At 72.8% G+C, this 15,973-nt stretch carries 18 protein-coding genes and 1 tRNA gene; 9 read left to right on the top strand and 10 right to left on the bottom strand.

Annotated features, from left to right (window positions below; translation table 11 throughout):
* The first annotated feature begins 104 nt into the window (after positions 1-104).
* The gene (locus tag AB0I15_RS34685) at positions 105-1,064 is read left to right on the top strand and encodes a DUF3616 domain-containing protein (protein WP_358104895.1); all 960 of its coding nucleotides are present in this window, start codon (positions 105-107) and stop codon (positions 1,062-1,064) included.
* 8 nt (positions 1,065-1,072) lie between these two features.
* Here the strand turns inward: AB0I15_RS34685 and AB0I15_RS34690 are convergent, their stop codons facing one another.
* Together AB0I15_RS34690 and AB0I15_RS34695 are read right to left on the bottom strand one after the other, a co-directional pair.
* The gene (locus AB0I15_RS34690; RefSeq protein WP_358104898.1) at positions 1,073-1,735 is read right to left on the bottom strand and encodes an aminoacyl-tRNA hydrolase; all 663 of its coding nucleotides are present in this window, start codon (positions 1,733-1,735) and stop codon (positions 1,073-1,075) included.
* The gene (locus AB0I15_RS34695; protein ID WP_358104901.1) at positions 1,732-2,997 is read right to left on the bottom strand and encodes an MFS transporter; all 1,266 of its coding nucleotides are present in this window, start codon (positions 2,995-2,997) and stop codon (positions 1,732-1,734) included. The genes AB0I15_RS34690 and AB0I15_RS34695 overlap by 4 nt, the downstream gene beginning before the upstream one ends.
* 71 nt (positions 2,998-3,068) lie before the next feature.
* On the opposite strand from AB0I15_RS34695, the gene AB0I15_RS34700 reads away from it, so the two are divergent.
* The 7 genes from AB0I15_RS34700 (at position 3,069) to AB0I15_RS34730 (ending at position 8,710) form a co-directional block, all read left to right on the top strand.
* Positions 3,069-4,019, top strand: a complete 951-nt coding sequence (locus AB0I15_RS34700) for a helix-turn-helix domain-containing protein (protein WP_358104904.1) — start codon at positions 3,069-3,071, stop codon at positions 4,017-4,019.
* 84 nt (positions 4,020-4,103) lie between these two features.
* Entirely contained in the window at positions 4,104-4,940 is an 837-nt protein-coding gene (locus tag AB0I15_RS34705) for an SAM-dependent methyltransferase (RefSeq protein WP_358104907.1), read from the top strand.
* A gap of 27 nt (positions 4,941-4,967) precedes the next feature.
* Positions 4,968-5,543 carry an ABATE domain-containing protein gene (locus AB0I15_RS34710; protein ID WP_358104910.1) on the top strand — a complete coding sequence of 192 codons (576 nt, stop codon included), beginning with the start codon at positions 4,968-4,970 and terminating at the stop codon, positions 5,541-5,543.
* Positions 5,544-5,629: 86 nt separating this feature from the next.
* Positions 5,630-6,073, top strand: coding sequence for a VOC family protein (locus tag AB0I15_RS34715; RefSeq protein WP_358104913.1), 444 nt, complete (start codon positions 5,630-5,632; stop codon positions 6,071-6,073).
* Positions 6,074-6,934, top strand: coding sequence for a pyridoxamine 5'-phosphate oxidase family protein (locus tag AB0I15_RS34720; protein WP_358104916.1), 861 nt, complete (start codon positions 6,074-6,076; stop codon positions 6,932-6,934). It begins immediately after the preceding gene.
* A 50-nt stretch (positions 6,935-6,984) separates the two neighbouring features.
* The gene (locus tag AB0I15_RS34725; protein ID WP_358104919.1) at positions 6,985-7,479 is read left to right on the top strand and encodes a SigE family RNA polymerase sigma factor; all 495 of its coding nucleotides are present in this window, start codon (positions 6,985-6,987) and stop codon (positions 7,477-7,479) included.
* Positions 7,472-8,710: a hypothetical protein gene (locus AB0I15_RS34730; RefSeq protein WP_358104922.1), complete on the top strand. Its 1,239-nt coding sequence runs from the start codon at positions 7,472-7,474 to the stop codon at positions 8,708-8,710. The genes AB0I15_RS34725 and AB0I15_RS34730 overlap by 8 nt, the downstream gene beginning before the upstream one ends.
* Here AB0I15_RS34730 and AB0I15_RS34735 read toward each other — a convergent pair.
* The 7 genes from AB0I15_RS34735 to AB0I15_RS34765 form a co-directional block, all read right to left on the bottom strand.
* Positions 8,700-9,590: a MarR family winged helix-turn-helix transcriptional regulator gene (locus AB0I15_RS34735; protein ID WP_358104925.1), complete on the bottom strand. Its 891-nt coding sequence runs from the start codon at positions 9,588-9,590 to the stop codon at positions 8,700-8,702. The genes AB0I15_RS34730 and AB0I15_RS34735 overlap by 11 nt on opposite strands.
* 41 nt (positions 9,591-9,631) lie before the next feature.
* On the bottom strand, positions 9,632-9,877 hold the full coding sequence (locus AB0I15_RS34740) for a hypothetical protein (RefSeq protein ID WP_358104928.1): 246 nt from the start codon (positions 9,875-9,877) through the stop codon (positions 9,632-9,634).
* 95 nt (positions 9,878-9,972) lie between these two features.
* A tRNA-Ala gene (locus AB0I15_RS34745) sits at positions 9,973-10,045 on the bottom strand.
* 94 nt (positions 10,046-10,139) lie between these two features.
* Positions 10,140-10,286 carry a hypothetical protein gene (locus tag AB0I15_RS34750; protein ID WP_358104931.1) on the bottom strand — a complete coding sequence of 49 codons (147 nt, stop codon included), beginning with the start codon at positions 10,284-10,286 and terminating at the stop codon, positions 10,140-10,142.
* A 290-nt stretch (positions 10,287-10,576) separates the two neighbouring features.
* On the bottom strand, positions 10,577-12,085 hold the full coding sequence (locus tag AB0I15_RS34755; protein ID WP_358104934.1) for a von Willebrand factor type A domain-containing protein: 1,509 nt from the start codon (positions 12,083-12,085) through the stop codon (positions 10,577-10,579).
* Positions 12,086-12,244: 159 nt separating this feature from the next.
* Positions 12,245-12,775 carry an isoprenylcysteine carboxyl methyltransferase family protein gene (locus AB0I15_RS34760; protein WP_358104937.1) on the bottom strand — a complete coding sequence of 177 codons (531 nt, stop codon included), beginning with the start codon at positions 12,773-12,775 and terminating at the stop codon, positions 12,245-12,247.
* On the bottom strand, positions 12,772-13,863 hold the full coding sequence (locus AB0I15_RS34765; RefSeq protein ID WP_358104941.1) for a 3-oxoacyl-[acyl-carrier-protein] synthase III C-terminal domain-containing protein: 1,092 nt from the start codon (positions 13,861-13,863) through the stop codon (positions 12,772-12,774). Before AB0I15_RS34765 ends, AB0I15_RS34760 begins: the two co-directional genes overlap by 4 nt.
* On the opposite strand from AB0I15_RS34765, the gene AB0I15_RS34770 reads away from it, so the two are divergent.
* A complete protein-coding gene (locus AB0I15_RS34770; protein ID WP_358104944.1) occupies positions 13,834-14,805 on the top strand; it encodes a helix-turn-helix domain-containing protein in 972 nt (323 codons plus the stop codon). The genes AB0I15_RS34765 and AB0I15_RS34770 overlap by 30 nt on opposite strands.
* Here the strand turns inward: AB0I15_RS34770 and AB0I15_RS34775 are convergent.
* Positions 14,795-15,880, bottom strand: a complete 1,086-nt coding sequence (locus AB0I15_RS34775) for a class I SAM-dependent methyltransferase (protein ID WP_358104947.1) — start codon at positions 15,878-15,880, stop codon at positions 14,795-14,797. The genes AB0I15_RS34770 and AB0I15_RS34775 overlap by 11 nt on opposite strands.
* Positions 15,881-15,973: the final 93 nt, after the last annotated feature.

Raw genomic sequence — 15,973 nt, forward strand, 5'->3', positions numbered from 1 at the left:
ACTCCGGAACCCTTGATCTCTTCATCCCCATGGAGCACGACGGGAGCGTACGACATATCCCGCCATTGCGCTCAAGAAGCGACCGAAGTGCAATCATGGCTTCCGTGGAACAGGTTGAGCTGCGATTCGACCACGCCTCGCAAGCGTCTCAAACGCACACGAACCTCTCGGCGATCCGGCAGAGCGCCACCGGCCTCTGGGTGGCCGGCGACGAGACCGCGACCTTCGAGCACCTGACGTGGACGGGCGACCACTACGGCGCCCAGCGCACGTTCCGGCTGACCGACTACGTCAACCTCCCGGCGGGCCCCGAGGACGAGGCCGACATCGAAGGGCTGGCCCGCGCCGACGGCCACCTCTGGCTGGTCGGCTCGCACAGCCTCAAGCGCAGGCGCGGCAAGGCCAAGGACCCCGACAAGGCCGCGGACCGCCTGGCCACGGTGATCAGGGAGGAGAACCGCTACATCCTGGTACGCCTGCCGCTCGGCGACGCGGAGCTCCCCGGCCCCGGCGCGATCATGTCCGGCGGCCACAACCTGACCGCGCACCTGCGCGAGGACCGGCACCTCGCGCCGTTCCTGGCGCTGCCGGGCAAGGACAACGGGTTCGACGTCGAGGGCATCGCCGTCGTGTCCGACCGCGTCTACATCGGCCTGCGCGGTCCTGTGCTGCGGGGCTGGGCGATCGTGCTGGAGCTGCGGCTCGAGGAGAGCGGCAGGGGCCGGCTGCGCGTCCGCGACCTGCGCAAGCACTTCCTCCACCTGCGCGGTCTCGGCGTACGCGACCTGTGCCCCGACGGCGACTCGCTGCTCGTCCTGGCCGGCCCGACCATGGACCTCGACGGTCCGGTACGCGTCCTGCGCTGGCGCCCGGGCAAGAAACGGACCGTCTTCGCCGAGGACGAGCTGGAGATCGTGCGCGAGCTGCCCTACGGCGAGGGCTGCGACCATCCGGAGGGACTGGTACGGCTGTCGGACGGCCGGCTCATGGTCGTGTACGACAGCCCGTCGCCCGCCCGGATCACCCCGGCGGGCGGCGTGCTCGCCGACGTGTTCACCGTCTAGGAAACGGGCTATCGCTCGAAGACGCGCCCGCGCAACCAGGGCGCGTCCGCGACGAACGTGCACGAGCCCGGCTCGATCTCGGTGAAGCCCGCGTCGCGCACCACGGGCAGCCCGGCGGCCACCTTGGCGTCGAAGTCGTCTCGCGCGCCGGCCGTGCGCACGGCCACCGCCAGGCCGCGCTCGCGCCAGGCCGCCCGCTCGCCGTCGTCGCTGGCCCACCAGGCGAGCTGAGCGGCGTGCCCGGCCTGGGCCATGGCCTTGCCCGCGGACATCTCCAGCGACGGGTTGGCCCACAGGATCGGCGGCGGGGCGGGAGGGAGGGCGGCGGTGTCGGCCAGCTCGGTGCCGCCCACCTGCAGCCGTCGCAGGTCGCGGGGCCAGCCGTCGAGCGGCACGGGCGGGTGCACGCGCACCTCGGCCGTGCGGTGCTCGACCGTGCGGCCGGGCAGCGCGACGGCCCTGCGCCACTCGGCGCCCCTGGCCCGGCGCACGACCTTGCGGATCTTGCCGGTGGACTGCCAGGCGCTCAGCTCCTCGGCCCACTCGCCGGGGTCGGCGAGCAGGCTCAGCACGGCCGTCGCGGCCGCCTCCAGCGCGTCGGTGCGTTCGGGGGGCGCGGCCTTCTCGATCCGGACCACCAGCGGCAGGACATAGAGCTCGGAGTCGTTCATCGCCTTCTAGCATGCCCGATGGCCAGCGACATGCCGGCGGCGACGAGGCAGAGGGCTCCGGCGGCGTACCAGGCGAGGTCGTAGGCGCCCAGGTGGTCGCGGGTGAGGCCGGCGCCGACGGCGGCGATCGCGGCGCCGACCTGGTGCGAGCCGAACACCCAGCCGAACACCACGGCGCCGTCGGCCCCGTAGATCCGGCGGCACAGGGCCACCGTGGGCGGCACGGTCGCCACCCAGTCCAGGCCGTAGAAGATGATGAAGATCAGCATGCTGGGCTCGGTCGTGGCCGCGAACAGGCTGGGCAGCACCATCAGCGACAGCCCGCGCAGGCCGTAGTAGACGCCGAGCAGCACCTTGGGGTCGATCTTGTCGCTGAGCCAGCCGGAGGCGATGGTGCCGGCGATGTCGAAGATCCCGATGACCGCCAGCAGCCCGGCGGCGACCGGCTCGGCCATGCCGTGGTCGTGCGCGGCCGGGATGAAGTGGGTGCCGACCAGGCCGTTCGTACTGGCCCCGCAGATCGCGAAGCCGCCCGCGAGCAGCCAGAACGGCCGCGTCCTGGCCGCCGCGGCGAGCACGGTGAGGGCCCTGACGGCCGCGTTCACCCTGCTCGGCTCGGTACGCACCGCGCCCGGCTCCGCGCCGAGCGCCGTCGTGCCCACGTCCTCGGGGCGGTCGCGCAGTAGCCACCACACGAACGGCACCACGGCCAGCGCCGCCACGGCCACGGTCAGAGAGGCGAAGCGCCACCCCGGGCCCTCGGCGAGCTGTGCCAGCACGGGCAGGAAGATGAGCTGCCCGGTGGCGCCGCCCGCGGTGAGCACGCCGGTGACGAGCCCGCGGTGGCGGACGAACCAGCGGTCCACCACGGTCGCGGCGAACACCAGCGCCATCGACCCCGTCCCGAGCCCCACCAGCACGCCCCAGAACAGCAGCAGTTGCCAGCTCGCCGTCATCAGCATGGTCAGCCCGCTGCCCGCGGCGATGAGCAGCAGGGCGAGGGCGACCACGCGCCGCATGCCGAAGCGGTCCATGAGGGCGGCGGCGAAGGGGGCGGTGAGGCCGTAGAGCACCAGGTTGATCGAGACGGCCAGCGAGATCGTGCCCGCCGACCAGCCGAACTCCTCCCGCAGCGGGGTGATCAGCACGCCGGGGGTGGCGCGGAAGCCCGCCGCGCCCAGGATCGCGACGAAGGCCACGGCCGCGACGAACCAGGCGCGATGCAGCCGTCGGCGGGTGGGGGCGGTGGTGCTCAGCGTCATGCGCCAATCCTGCTTTATCCCCTTACAAGGTCACGAGTGGCCGGATAGCCAATATGTGAAAGAATCCGGCCATGGCCCATCGGATCGCGGTCGTCGTGCTCGACCACTTCGCCCCGCTCGACCTCGGGGTGCCCGGCCAGGTGTTCTGGACGGCGGAGACGCCGTCGGGCGAGAAACTGTACGAGGTGGTGACCTGCTCGGAAGGGCGCAGGCCCGTGCGCTGCTCGGCGGGTTACAGCGTGCTGCCCGACCACGACCTCGACGTGCTCGACACGGCCGACACGGTGCTGGTGCCCGGCATCCACGCGGGCCGGGCGCTGAAGGACGGCACGCTCTCCGACCGGCTGCGCGAAGCGCTCCAGGACAGGCCGCGCACGATGTCGATCTGCACGGGCTCGTTCGTGCTGGCGGCGGCGGGCCTGCTCGACGACCGCCCGGCCACCACGCACTGGCGTGAGGCGGCCCGCTTCGCCACGCTGTTCCCGCAGGTCAAGCTGGATCCCGACGTGCTGTTCGTGGACGACGGCGACGTGCTCACCTCGGCCGGAGTGGCGGCGGGCATGGACCTGTGCCTGCACGTGATCCGGCGCGACCACGGCAGCGAGGTGGCCAACCGGGCGGCACGGCGCTGCGTCATGCCGCCGTGGCGCGAGGGCGGCCAGGCCCAGTACATCGACCGCCCCCTCCCGTACGGTGGCGGCGGGGGCACGGCGGCCACCCGCGACTGGATGCTCACCCACCTCGACGCCCCGCTCGACCTGACCGCGCTGGCCGGGCACGCGAGGATGAGCGTGCGCACGTTCACCAGGCGCTTCCGGGAGGAGACCGGCGTGAGCCCGGCCAAGTGGCTGACCGGGCAGCGGGTGCAGCACGCCAGGCGCCTGCTGGAGACGACGGAGCTCGGCGTGGAGGAGGTGGCCAGGCGGGCGGGCTTCGGCACGGCGGTCTCGCTGCGCCAGCACCTGCACGCGGCCGTCGGGGTGTCGCCGCTCGCCTACCGGCACACCTTCCGCCGCACCTGATCGGCCGCTCGTCGCATGACTTGCGGCATCGGTCCCTTTCCTGGCCTAGACTCCGCTCTAAAAGATCAAGGAAAGGGTCGTGACATGACGGAGGCGGACCGCGTACCCGCCGGGGTCAACCCGAACGTGCCCAGCGTCGCCCGCATGTACGACTACTACCTCGGCGGCCGGGACAACTTCGCGGCGGATCGCGAGGCGGCCGAGAAGATGATCGAGATCGGCCGGCGGATGGGCAACGACGCGCGCCAGATCGCCCTGGCCAACCGCGGTTTCCTGGGCCGGGCCGTACGCATGCTCGCCGAGGCGGGCGTGCGCCAGTTCGTGGACATCGGCGCCGGGCTGCCCACACAGGACAACGTGCACCAGGTGGCCAGGCGGCACGCGCCCGGCTCACGCGTCGTCTACGTGGACAACGACCCGATCGTGCTCACCCACGCCCGCGCCCTGCTGGCCCGGGAGCGGGACGTCATCGCGATGGAGGGCGACCTGCGCGACCCCGACGCGATCCTGGACGACCCGCGCGTCACCGCGCACCTCGACCTCAGCCGGCCGTACGCGGTCCTGCTGGTGGCGGTGCTGCACTTCATCCCCGACGACGCCGAGGCCGCCCGCATCACCGCCCGCGTCCGCGAGCGCCTGCGCCCCGGCGGCCACCTGGTGCTCTCCCACCTGTACGCCGGCGACGCCGCCGACGACGTGACCCACGCCGGCCAGCGGGTCTACTCCGGCACCACCTCCGGTGGCCTGGCCCGGCGCGACTACGACCAGATCGCCTCCTTCCTCGACGGCCTCGAACTGCTCGGCCCCGGCGTCGTGCCGGTCGCGGACTGGACCCCCGACGCCTCCCCCGACGGCAAGTACGACCTGATCAGGTCGGGCATCCTCGCCGGCGTCGGCCGCGCGCCGAATTCTCACGGGTAAAGGACTCCCAGGCGTTAGATTGGGAGGATGCCCTCCTCCCTGACCTTGGAATTCGCCGGCACGATCAGGGCCGATCGGTCCGGGCCGATCGACACCCTGGCCGACGCCGACGGCCTGACGCGCTGGGCCCGCGAGCACGCGGCCGCGCTGGGCACCGGTCCGGGTTTCACGGCCTCGGAGGACCTGTGGCGCCAGACGGTACGCCTGCGCCAGGCCGTACGCGCCCTGCTCGCCGAGGCCGTGGCCCCGGAGCCGCCGAGCCGGGCCGACGCGGCCGGCCTGCCCGGCTTCGCGCCGTCGCTGGCCCTGGTCAACGCCACGGCCCTGGCGGCCCCCACGGCCCCGCAGCTCTCCTGGGACGGCACACCCGTCCTCGTCACCGTGCCCGCCCTCGAAACGGACGAGTCCGTACGACTGCGCGCCCGGCTCGCCACGGCGGCCGTCGAGTTCCTCGCGGGCCCGGACCTGGCCCTGCTGCGCACCTGCCAGGCCCCGCGCTGCGTGCTCTATTTCGTCAAGGAACACCCGCGCCAGGAGTGGTGCTCGACCGCCTGCGGCAACCGCGCGCGGGCCGCCAGGCACTACCAGGAGCACAAGAAATGACCACCATCTAACGCCAAGAGAACTGGTTTGCCGTTATAGTCTTTTCTAACGGCAAACCAGTCATGCAAGCGTTAGAGGAGAGCAGGATGTCCTTCCGGACCGGACACGTCGGGCTCAACGTCACCGATCTCGACATCTCCAAGGAGTTCTACGAGCGCGTCTTCGGGTTCACGGTGGCGGGCGAGTCACGGGAGGACGGGCGGCACTACGCGTTCCTGACGCAGGACGGCACGCTGATGCTGACGCTGTGGCAGCAGAGCGAGGGCCGCTTCCCCGGCGGCCTGCCGGGATTGCACCACCTGTCGTTCCAGGTGGCCGACCTGGAGGCGGTGCGACGGGCGGAGGCGGTGATCAGGGAGCTCGGCGCGACCCTGCACCACGACGGCGTCGTACCGCATCGTGAGGGCGCCTCGTCGGGCGGCGTGTTCTTCGAGGACCCCGACGGCATCCGGCTGGAGATCTTCGCCCCGGACGCCGCCGGCGACCGGCCCGCGCCCACCTCGGGCGCGCCGACCTGCGGGTTCTTCTAAATGCGACGGCATCCGGGAGAGGTCGCCGTGCAGCGGCGGCTGGGCGTCCGCCAGGAGGACCACGGCAGCTCCCGCACCCGGCCGGAGATCCCCGAGGTGGCGGCCGGGTTCCTGCGCGCGCAGCGCATGATCGTCGCGGGCGCCGCCGACGACCACGGGCGCCTCTGGGCGGGCGTGCTCACCGGCGCCCCGGGCTTCGCCGACCCGGAGGACGACCGCACGATCGTGCTGCACGCTCTGCCCGCCCCCGCCGATCCGCTGCACGGGCTGTTCGAGCGGGAGCGGGATCTCGCCCTGCTGGCCATCGAGCCGCACACGCGCCGCCGGATGCGCGTGAACGGCACCGCCACCCGGGCCGGGGACGCGCTGGTGGTCTGGACGGAGCAGGTCTACTCCAACTGCCCCAAGTACATCCAGACCCGCGAACCCACCTCCGCCCCCGGCACGCCCACCGGCCTCGGACGTGGCGCCGCGCTGACGGAGCGGCACCGGGAGTGGATCGGCGCGGCGGACACGTTCTTCATCGCCACACGCGCCGAGGGCCACGGTGCCGACGTGTCGCACCGGGGCGGCAACCCCGGCTTCGTCCGGGTCACCGGCCCGCGCTCGCTGGAGTGGCCCGACTACGAGGGCAACGCGATGTACATGACGCTGGGCAACCTGGAGCTGGACCCGGCGGCCGGGCTGCTGTTCGTGGACTGGGAACGCGGCCAGACCCTGCAGCTCACCGGCCGGGCCCGGGTGGAGTGGGGCGCCGGGCGCATGGTGCGGTTCGAGCTGGAGGAGTACGCGCACCTCGCCGGCACCGTCCCCGCCGGCTGGACGGCCCCCGGCTTCCACCGCTTCAATCCGCCCGTGTAGCGACTCAACCGGCGGACGGGCCGGCGTGTCCTTGGGGGGCGGAGGTGGGAGTGAACGATCCAACATTCGAGACCTTCGTCTCGCAGCGTCTGCCGGCGCTGTACCGATACGCCATGGTCCTGACCCAGAACCGGCACGACGCCGAGGACCTGGTGCAGGAGGCGCTCACCCGCACCGGCCTGCGCTGGGCCGGGGTCAAGAACAAGGCCGACCCCGAGGGGTACGTCCGCACCGCCATGATCCGCATCATGGCCAACCGCTGGCGGCGGCCGAAACGCGAGGTGAGCGTCGCGGCGCCCCCTGAACCGGCGGCGCAGGACCTCGGCCTGGAGCGCCTGCTGGACGACGCCGGCGTGCGCTCCAGGATCGCCGAGCTGCCACCGCGCACGCGGGCCGTCCTGGTGCTGCGTTACGTCGAGGAGCGCAGCGACGAGGAGATCGCCCGGCTGCTGGGCTGCAGCCGCGGAAGCGTCAAGAGCCAGGCGTCGCGGGGGCTCGCCCGGCTGCGTGAGGCCGTCACGAACGCGGAGGTTGAGCATGGATGACCTGGAGCACCGCCTGTCCACGCTGCTGAGCGAGCCGCAGGAGGGCGACCCGCCGCCCGGCCTGGCCGGCCGGATCCACCGGTCGGTGGCCGTCCGGCGCAGGAACCGCCGGACGGCATGGCTGGGCCTGGCGGCCTGCGCGACCGCGGTGACGGTGGGGGTGGCGGTGGGGGTGCCGCTCGGCCTGGGCGGCCGTGACGCCGCCACGACGGCCGACCTCAAGCCCGACCCGGCCGTAGTCACCCTGACGGCGACCTCGGACCCGAGCCCTCACCGGCCGACGGCGATGCCCGAACCCACGAGGACGGTGACGGTCACCCCGGCTGAGACGGGCGGCTCGCCCACCGAGAGGATGCTGCGGAGCCTCAACGCCCTCACCGGTGTCACGACCATCGCCGGCCGCACGTCGTCGGGCGAGAGGTTCACCCCGGCCGCGCTGGGCGCCGACGGCACGGTCCTCGGCACCACGGCCGACGGCGCGGTGGCGGAGGTCTCGGCCGGCGGCGGGACCCCTCAGCCGCTGGACGTCACGGCCGGCTCCGGCCTGGGCGTGGACGCGGGGTTCCGCACGTGGACGGAGGACGGGGAGCAGCGGTGCCGTACGACGGACGGGGCCACGCACACGGTCAGCCCGCAGGGGGCCGATCCCCAGGCGCCCGTGTGGGTGGACGGCGGTGTGATCGTGGGCAGCGACGTCATGCGGCAGCCGTACGTGGCCCAGGGCTGCGCGGGGCCCGGCCGGGTCGTCACGGACGGGCAACCGGCGGCCGGGCGGGCGGTGGCGCTGGCCTACCCGTACCTGTTCACCGCGGAGCGGGCCAACGCCGGGAGGCTGCGCCTGGTGGACGTGCGCACGGGGGCGATCGCGGCCGAGCACCCGCTGCCCGAAGGGGTACGCCGCCAGCTCATCGGCGACCCCGACCAGAAGTGGTACGCCGGCGCGTCCGGCACGTGGTTCGCCTGGGTGGCCGACGGGGTGCTGCGTACCGTGGCGCGCGACTCCTGGCGGCCGGCGAGCACACGGGCCGGCATGCCCGCGCCGAGGAAGGGCGAAGCGGCGCGGCTCACCGTGGGCGACAGGTTCGTGGCCTACACCACGGGAACCCTGTCGATCGTGCACGACCCGGTCACGGGCACGACGTTCAAGAGCCCCGGCGTCGTGCTCGCCAAGGGAGACCGGCTGCTGTGGCGGCAGGGCGGGCACTACCGGCTGGCCACGCTCACCGGGTGAGGCGCTTGTCGAACCAGTGATGCGCGTACGGCTCGTCGTTGAAGGCCGCCACCTCCCGGTAGCCGGCGGCGCGGTAGAGGGCGATGGCCTCGGTGAGCGCCCGGTTGGTCTCCAGCCGGAGCGTGCGCACGCCGCCGTCCGCGGCCCGCGCCTCGGCCTCGGCGAGCAGCCGGCGCCCGAGCCCCAGCCCGCGGACGGCGGGATCGACCCACATGCGCTTGATCTCCGCCGTCGCGGCCTCGGGGTGCAGCTTGAGCGCCACGCACCCCACGGGCTCGGCGTGCAGCGTGGCGACCAGCAACCTCCCGGCCGGCGGCCGCAGCTCCTGGTCGCCGGCCGGGAGGCTGCGCGCCGGATCGAAGCCGCCGTCGAAGCGGCGGGCCAGCTCGCCGACGTATGCCTGGAGGCAGTGCCGGGCGCTGGGGTGGCGCGGGTCGAGCACGTCGATGCGCACCATGGAGGCCAGCAGCAGCCGCTCGACCTCGGTCATGGCGCTCACCAGGCGGTCGCGCTGGGGGCCGGAGAGCGGTTCGAGGATCGAGGCCGCCGCCTCGTCGGAGCGGCGGTCGAGCTCCGCGCGCTCGGCGAGCCCGGCCGGGGTGAGCCGGGCCGTGCGGACCCGGCCGTCGGGGCCGTCGCCGTCGACGACGACCAGCCCGTCGGCCTCCAGCGAGCGCAGCAGCCTGCTCAGGTAGCCGGAGTCGAGGTCGAGCCGGGCCCGCAGCGCGCGCACCTCGCTGCCCGCCGCGCCGATCTCCCAGAGCACCCGCGCCTGCCCGAGAGGCCGGTCCCTGGCCAGGAACCTGTCGTCGAGCGCCCCGATCCGCTGGGTCACGGTCCGCTGGAAGCGGCGTACGTGACCGATCGCCGTGCCGTCCATTCTCTGACTTTAGTCAGACAATGGACGGCACGGAAGGGCCGTCACATCAGCGGGTCCGCGAGCGGGACCGTGCTGTAGTCCTCGCCGGCGACGGGACGGATGTCCTCCCAGTGCACCCAGCGCGCGCTCCCCTCGCGCGCCGGCCAGAGCAGATAGCCCCACCGCGCCCCACGGGCGTCATCGCCCCAGGCCAGCAGGTAGCGGGCCGCGCCACCGGGATCGACCGGGGCGTGCTCGACGATCGGCGGCCTCCAGAGCTCGGGCAGTTCCTCAGGCTTGAGATCCATGTCTCCATTATACGAACTGACGTTCGACATCTCCAGCCGACACGCCGAACGCAAAAAAGCCACCCCCGAAGAACGAGAGCGGCTTTGCGATGCTGTGGAGCTATGGGGATTCGAACCCCAGACCTCCTCCATGCCATGGAGGCGCGCTACCAACTGCGCCATAGCCCCTTGTTGCGTGTACGAGTGTAGCCGACTTCCAGGACCCCTACGCACACGTTAAATCCGTCCCACCGGGCGTCAAAGCATTCGCGCAGGTGGCGCCTCAGCCGAAGAGGGTGCGCAGGATGGGCCCGGTGTGCGTCCACAGCAGCGCTCCGCCCACGCCCGGCACGAGGTGCCGGCGCGCCCCGGGGATGCGCCGGCACCTCGTGCCGCACCCCGCAGGCCCCTGCGCGAAAGCCTCTTCCATGGCCCGCCGATATGCGCGCGAGAATTCCGGCTGCTCGTAAATGACGCGATCGGCATAAGGGCTGCCGGCCACGATCGCCATCCGCCGCGCTATCGAGGCGCACGCCAGCGCGAACGGCGCCCCCGGCGCCGAACCCCAGCCACCGGCTCGTGCCCGCCCCCGGGCAGAGCACGACCGGTGTCCCCGTGGGAGACCCCCACTCGGCCCAGCCGAGCGACCGGCCGCCGGGTCTCTCCGAGGCGAGCGGGGGGTTCGATCTCGATGGTCATACCGGCACCCTGCCAGAACGGTCAGCCCACCGACTTGGCCTGCTCGATGAGCTTGGCCAGCTCGGTGACCATGGGATCCTCCGCCGCGTTGACCAGCCGGTCGGCTTGCTCCCGCAACTGGGGCAGGTCCATGCCGAACGCCTGCCGGTCCCGCATGTAGAGCGCGAACGCGGCCACCACCACGTCCACCTGGAGCCGGACCGGCGCCTTTCCCCACATCGTGGGGGCCAGCTCGCCGGCGGTCAGCGACTTGCTCGCCTCGGACGCGCTCCTGGTGTCGGGGTCCTGCCAGCGCACGGTGGCCTGGGCGAGCTGGCCGGTGGCGCCGGGCTTGAGCTTGATGGCGTACAGGGCGGTCACGGAGTGGCCGGGGCCGATCTCCCCGCCGTCCTTGCTGTCGTCGCGGAACTCCTCGGTGGTCAGGGCGCGGTTCTCGTACCCGATGAGCTGGTAGCTCTCCACGACCGACGGGTTGAAGACGACCTGTGCCTTGGCGTCGCGGGCGCGCAGTTCGATGGTGGCGGGAAGCTGGGTGGTGAAGATCTTGGCGGCCTCCTCCTCGGTGCTGACGTACACGGCCATGCCGTCGCCGTTGTCGGCGAGCTGCTCCATCAGCTCGTCGCCGTAGTCGCGGCCGACGCCCACCGTGAGCAGCGTGACCTGCCGGCCCGCGTACTCCTTGGCCTGGGCGAGGATGGCCTGCCACTCGGTGTTGCCCTGGTTGGCCAGGCCGTCGGAGAGCAGGATGACCCGGTTCGTGGCGGCGGCGCGGAACGCCTTCGACGCCTCCTGGTAGCCGGTGACCAGCCCGGCCTCGAGGTTCGTGCCGCCGTCGATCGACAGGCGGCCCACCGCCTCGCGCAGCTCCTCCCTGGCGGTCAGCGGGGTCATCGAGGCCAGCACCGTGGCCTCGTCGCTGAAGGCCACGATCGAGACCTGGTCGCCGGGCGCGAGCTGGTCGAGCAGCGTCAGCAGGGCCGACCTGACCAGGTCGAGCCTGCCGGGCTCGGCCATCGAGCCGGACACGTCCACCACGAACGTCAGGTTGGCCGGGCGCCGCGCGGCCGCCTCCGACGCACGCGTCTGCAGGCCCACGCGCAGGACGGCCTCGTCGCGCGAGGACATGCGCGCGCCGTCCACGTGCACGGTGAACCCGTCGTCGGCCGGCTGCGCGTAGTCCTGCCTGAAGGCGTTGACCCACTCCTCGGGACGGATCTCGGCGGGCGCGGGCCAGCGGCCCTCCTGAAGGGTACGGCGGGCGTAGCCGTACGAGGCGGTGTCCACGTCCAGGGCGAACGTGGAGATCTGGGCCGTGGTCGTGTCCTTCTCGCTGTCCTTGGCGCTGTCCTTGGCGCTGCCTTCCTCGGCGTCGACTTGCTTCTCGGACGACTCCTGGGGGATCACCGGTTGCTGGTTGTTGCCCGCCGCGGGCGCCCGCTCACCGCTCGTCGCGCTGGGACCGCCGCCACACGCGGCGAGGCCCAGCAACGCGGCAAGCCCGACGCCGACCACCAAAGGGCGAAATCTCATCTCAACCACCTCCGAGTCGTACGACGAAAATGCCTCGGAGATGGCCGGGCCGGTGACGCAAGCGAGCGCAAACCGCGATCGAGACGTGATCATTTGTGGCAATTGAGGTATTTGAGGGAGGCGCATTTTCGTCAATCCCCCGAAAAAGAAGTCGATCTGTTATCGACGTTGCCTTTCCCTGGCCGGGACCTCGTCCAGTGCCGCGCTCTCCACGCGAATCCGGACGGTGAGCAGCACCGCGTTCAGCGCCGTGAACACCAGGGCGGTCAGCCAGGCGGTGTGCACGAGCGGCAGCGCGAGCCCCTCCACGACGACGGCCACGTAGTTGGGATGCCGAACCCACCGGTACGGCCCCCGGTCCACCAGCGGCATTCCCGGCACCACGACGACGCGCGTGTTCCACTGCCGCCCCAGCGTGCCGATGCACCACCAGCGCAGCCCCTGGGCCAGCACGACGGCGGCGAGCATGGGCCAGCCGAGCGCGGGGATGAAGGGCCGGCCGAGCAGCCACACCTCGGTGGGCGCCGCGATCAGCAGCGCCACGTGGGCCAGGACGATGAAGGGGTAGTGGCCGGCGCCGTGCTCGACGCCGCCCCTGGACCGGGCCCAGGCGAGGTTGCGGCGGGCCACCACCAGCTCGGCCAGCCGCTCCAGCACGACCAGGCCGATCAGGACCGTGTACGCGATCACCAGTGCAGCAGGAGCAGCTCGGCGGAGAAGCCCGGCCCCAGGGCCATGAGCAGCGCGGGGGCGCCGGCCCGGCCGCGGGTCTCCTGCAGGACGTGCAGGACCGAGACCGACGACAGGTTGCCGTACTCCCGCAGCGAACGCCAGGTCACCTCCAGCGCCCGGGGATTCAGGCCCAGGGTCTCCACGATCTTGTCGATGACCTTCGGCCCTCCGGGATGGCAGATCCAGGTGGCGACCTGGTCGGGGGTCAGGCCGTAGTCCGCCAGGAACGCCCTGATGTCGGCGCCCAGCACCTGCTCCACGAAGGCCGTCAGGTCCGCGTCCAGCACGATGCGGAAGCCGTGGTCGCCCACCTCCCAGCCCATGAGGTGCTCGGTGCCGGGGTACAGGCGGCTGCGGGTGGCGACGACCTCGGGGCCGCGCCCCCGCCCGGTCGCGACGACGGCCGCCGCACCGTCGCCGAACAGGCCGCTGGCCACCAGGTTCGCGATCGAGGTGTCGTCGCGCTGGATGGTCAGCGAGCACAACTCGACGCACACCAGCGCCGCGACGTGGTCGGGCCAGCCGCGCAGGTAGTCGTACAGACGTGAGAGGCCGGCCGCGCCCGCCGCGCAGCCCAGGCCGAACACCGGCACCCGTTTCACGTCGGGACGCAGCCCCATCCGCTGGGCCAGGCGCGCGTCGATCGAGGGCGTGGCCACGCCGGTGGTCGAGCAGAACAGCAGGTGATCGACCTTCTCGGGACGCACTCCGGCCTTGTCCAGCGCGCCGCGCAGCGCCTGCTCGCCCAGGTCGAGCGCGATCTCCGCGTACGTGGTGTTGGCCTTGGCGAAGGAGTCGAGCTTGGTGTAGTCGGCGAGCTGGAGGGCCAGGTTGCGGCCCTGTACGCCCGTGGCCGCGTGGAATCGCCTGAGCTGCTCCTCGTCGCAGTCGGTCAGCCGGGAGAACGCCTCGGTGATCTCCGCCTGCTCGTAGCGGTGATCGGGCAAAACGGTCTGCACTCCCGAAATATGCATATATCTCTCCTGCCGCTGAGAGGCCCCCGCTAACATGCGAACATGCTGCTGCCGTCCCCGACCAGGCCGCATCGGGTGGTCGCGCTGGCGTTCGACGGCATGGCGCCGTTCGAGCTCGGCTGCGTGGTGGAGTTCTTCGGCCTGCCCCGCCCGGAGCTCGACGTCCCCTGGTACGACCTCACGGTGTGCGCCGAGACGCTCGGCCCGCTCAGGGTGGTGGGCGGATTCACCCTCCAGGCGGCGCACGGGCTGGAGGCGCTGGCCGGGGCCGACACGGTGATCGTGCCCGGCGTGGCCGACGTGCGCGGGCCGGTCTCCGGCGCGCTCGTCTCGGCGCTGCGGCGGGCCCACGCGGGCGGCGCGCGGATGGTGTCGATCTGCTCGGGCGCGTTCGCCTTGGCGGCGGCCGGCCTGCTCGACGGCCGCCAGGCGACCACGCACTGGAAATACGCCGAGCTGCTCCAGGAACGCTTCCCCGCCGTCCAGGTCAACCCCTCGGTCCTGTACGTGGACGACGGCGACGTGCTGACCAGCGCCGGCAGCGCCGCCGGCCTCGACCTCCTGGTCCACCTGATCCGCAACGACCACGGCCCGAACGTGGCCAACGCCGTGGCCCGCCGCCTGGTCATCCCGCCGCACCGGGAGGGCGGCCAGGCCCAGTTCATCCAGGCCGCGGTCACGCCGGTCGAGGACGACGACATGGTGGCCAGGGCGATGGCGTGGGCCCTCGACCACCTGGCCGAGCCGATCACCGTGGCCGACCTGGCCGAGGTGGCGCACATGTCGGAGCGCTCGTTCATCAGGCACTTCAAGCGCCAGACCGGGACCAGCCCGCTGCGCTGGGTGATCTCGCAGCGGGTGGCCGCCAGCCTGCCGATGCTCGAGTCGACGGCGGCGCCGGTCGAGGAGATCGGGGCGGCGGTCGGGTTCGAGAGCCCGGTGACGTTCCGGCACCACTTCACGCGCGCGATGCGTACCTCGCCGTCGGCCTACCGCAAGGCGTTCAGCGCCTGAGCCGCCACAGGGAGGTCACCTCGGCGGCGCGGGCCGCGTGCAGCGGGTCGAGCGCGTCGTCGCGGCGGGGGTGCCGCGGCGCGACGTCGAGGCGGCCGGCCACGTTCAGCCCCGCCCGCCCGAACGCCTCCAGCAGCTCGGCGCGCGTGCGCAGCCCGAGGTGCTCGGCCAGGTCGGACAGGACGAGCCAGCCTTCCCCCGCCGGCTCGAGATGCTCGGCGAGCCCGTCGAGGAAGCCGCGGAGCATCCGCCCGCCCGGGTCGTAGACGGCGTGGTCGAGGGACGAGACCGGCTTGGCGGGCAGCCACGGCGGGTTGCAGACGACCAGCGGCGCGCGGCCCGGCGGGAACAGGTCGGTGCGCACGATCTCGACCTGGTCGGCCAGCCCCAGGCGGGCCATGTTGTCGCCGGCGCAGTCGACGGCGCGCTGGTCGAGGTCGGTGGCCACGACGTGGCGGACGCCGCGCCGGGCCAGCACGGCGGCCAGCACGCCGGTGCCGGTGCCGATGTCGAAGGCCAGCCGGTCGCCGGGCAGGGGCGCGCCGGCCACCAGGTCGACGTATTCGCCCCTGATCGGGGAGAACACGCCGTGGTGCGGGTGGACGCGGGCGCCCAGCGCCGGGACGGGCACGCCCTTCGTGCGCCATTCGTGCGCGCCGATCAGGCCGAGCAGCTCGCGGAGCTGGCCGACGCCGGGCGGGGCCCCGGGGCCGTAGACCTCGGCGCAGGCCGCGCGCACGTCGGGCGCGCGGCGCAACGGGATCACGTGGTCGTCCGCGTAGGGGATGAGCAGCATGCCGAGCGTGTGGGCGCGCTGGGCCTGGGCCTGGCGGTGACGGTGGAAACCGCCGCCGGGATCGGCCGGTTTGCAGCGGCGGCCCATCGCGCTGAGGAGCTGGCGGGCGTTGTGGAAGTCACCGCGCCACAGCAGCGCGGTGCCCTCGCAGGCCAGGCGGTAGGCGAGGGCCGCCGTCATCCGGTCGTCGGCGACCAGGACCCGCTCGGGCGGCGGCACGCCCTGCGCCGAGCGCCAGAGCGCCGACCGCTCTTCTCCTGCCTCGGTCCACCTGATCATCGCCACCGACCGTTTCACGGATCGCCCCCGCACGGCCACTTGTTTACGGGCACAGGCCCCTGACGACCCAGTTTACGGGCGTAAATCCATGAT

Origin of the sequence: Nonomuraea sp. NPDC050643 (assembly GCF_040654715.1) — a bacterium.
Taxonomy (GTDB): Bacteria; Actinomycetota; Actinomycetes; order Streptosporangiales; family Streptosporangiaceae; genus Nonomuraea.

Bases quoted from the DNA above. Each gene is read 5' to 3' on its own strand.
- AB0I15_RS34690 (WP_358104898.1), bottom strand. From the start codon at position 1,735: ATGAACGACTCCGAGCTCTATGTCCTGCCGCTGGTGGTCCGGATCGAG.
- AB0I15_RS34755 (WP_358104934.1), bottom strand. From the start codon at position 12,085: ATGAGATTTCGCCCTTTGGTGGTCGGCGTCGGGCTTGCCGCGTTGCTG.
- AB0I15_RS34750 (WP_358104931.1), bottom strand. From the start codon at position 10,286: ATGGAAGAGGCTTTCGCGCAGGGGCCTGCGGGGTGCGGCACGAGGTGC.
- AB0I15_RS34715 (WP_358104913.1), top strand. From the start codon at position 5,630: ATGTCCTTCCGGACCGGACACGTCGGGCTCAACGTCACCGATCTCGAC.
- AB0I15_RS34765 (WP_358104941.1), bottom strand. From the start codon at position 13,863: ATGCGGCCTGGTCGGGGACGGCAGCAGCATGTTCGCATGTTAGCGGGG.
- AB0I15_RS34695 (WP_358104901.1), bottom strand. From the start codon at position 2,997: ATGACGCTGAGCACCACCGCCCCCACCCGCCGACGGCTGCATCGCGCC.
- AB0I15_RS34775 (WP_358104947.1), bottom strand. From the start codon at position 15,880: ATGATCAGGTGGACCGAGGCAGGAGAAGAGCGGTCGGCGCTCTGGCGC.
- AB0I15_RS34700 (WP_358104904.1), top strand. From the start codon at position 3,069: ATGGCCCATCGGATCGCGGTCGTCGTGCTCGACCACTTCGCCCCGCTC.
- AB0I15_RS34740 (WP_358104928.1), bottom strand. From the start codon at position 9,877: ATGGATCTCAAGCCTGAGGAACTGCCCGAGCTCTGGAGGCCGCCGATC.
- AB0I15_RS34705 (WP_358104907.1), top strand. From the start codon at position 4,104: ATGACGGAGGCGGACCGCGTACCCGCCGGGGTCAACCCGAACGTGCCC.
- AB0I15_RS34730 (WP_358104922.1), top strand. From the start codon at position 7,472: ATGGATGACCTGGAGCACCGCCTGTCCACGCTGCTGAGCGAGCCGCAG.
- AB0I15_RS34770 (WP_358104944.1), top strand. From the start codon at position 13,834: ATGCTGCTGCCGTCCCCGACCAGGCCGCATCGGGTGGTCGCGCTGGCG.
- AB0I15_RS34735 (WP_358104925.1), bottom strand. From the start codon at position 9,590: ATGGACGGCACGGCGATCGGTCACGTACGCCGCTTCCAGCGGACCGTG.
- AB0I15_RS34710 (WP_358104910.1), top strand. From the start codon at position 4,968: ATGCCCTCCTCCCTGACCTTGGAATTCGCCGGCACGATCAGGGCCGAT.
- AB0I15_RS34720 (WP_358104916.1), top strand. From the start codon at position 6,074: ATGCGACGGCATCCGGGAGAGGTCGCCGTGCAGCGGCGGCTGGGCGTC.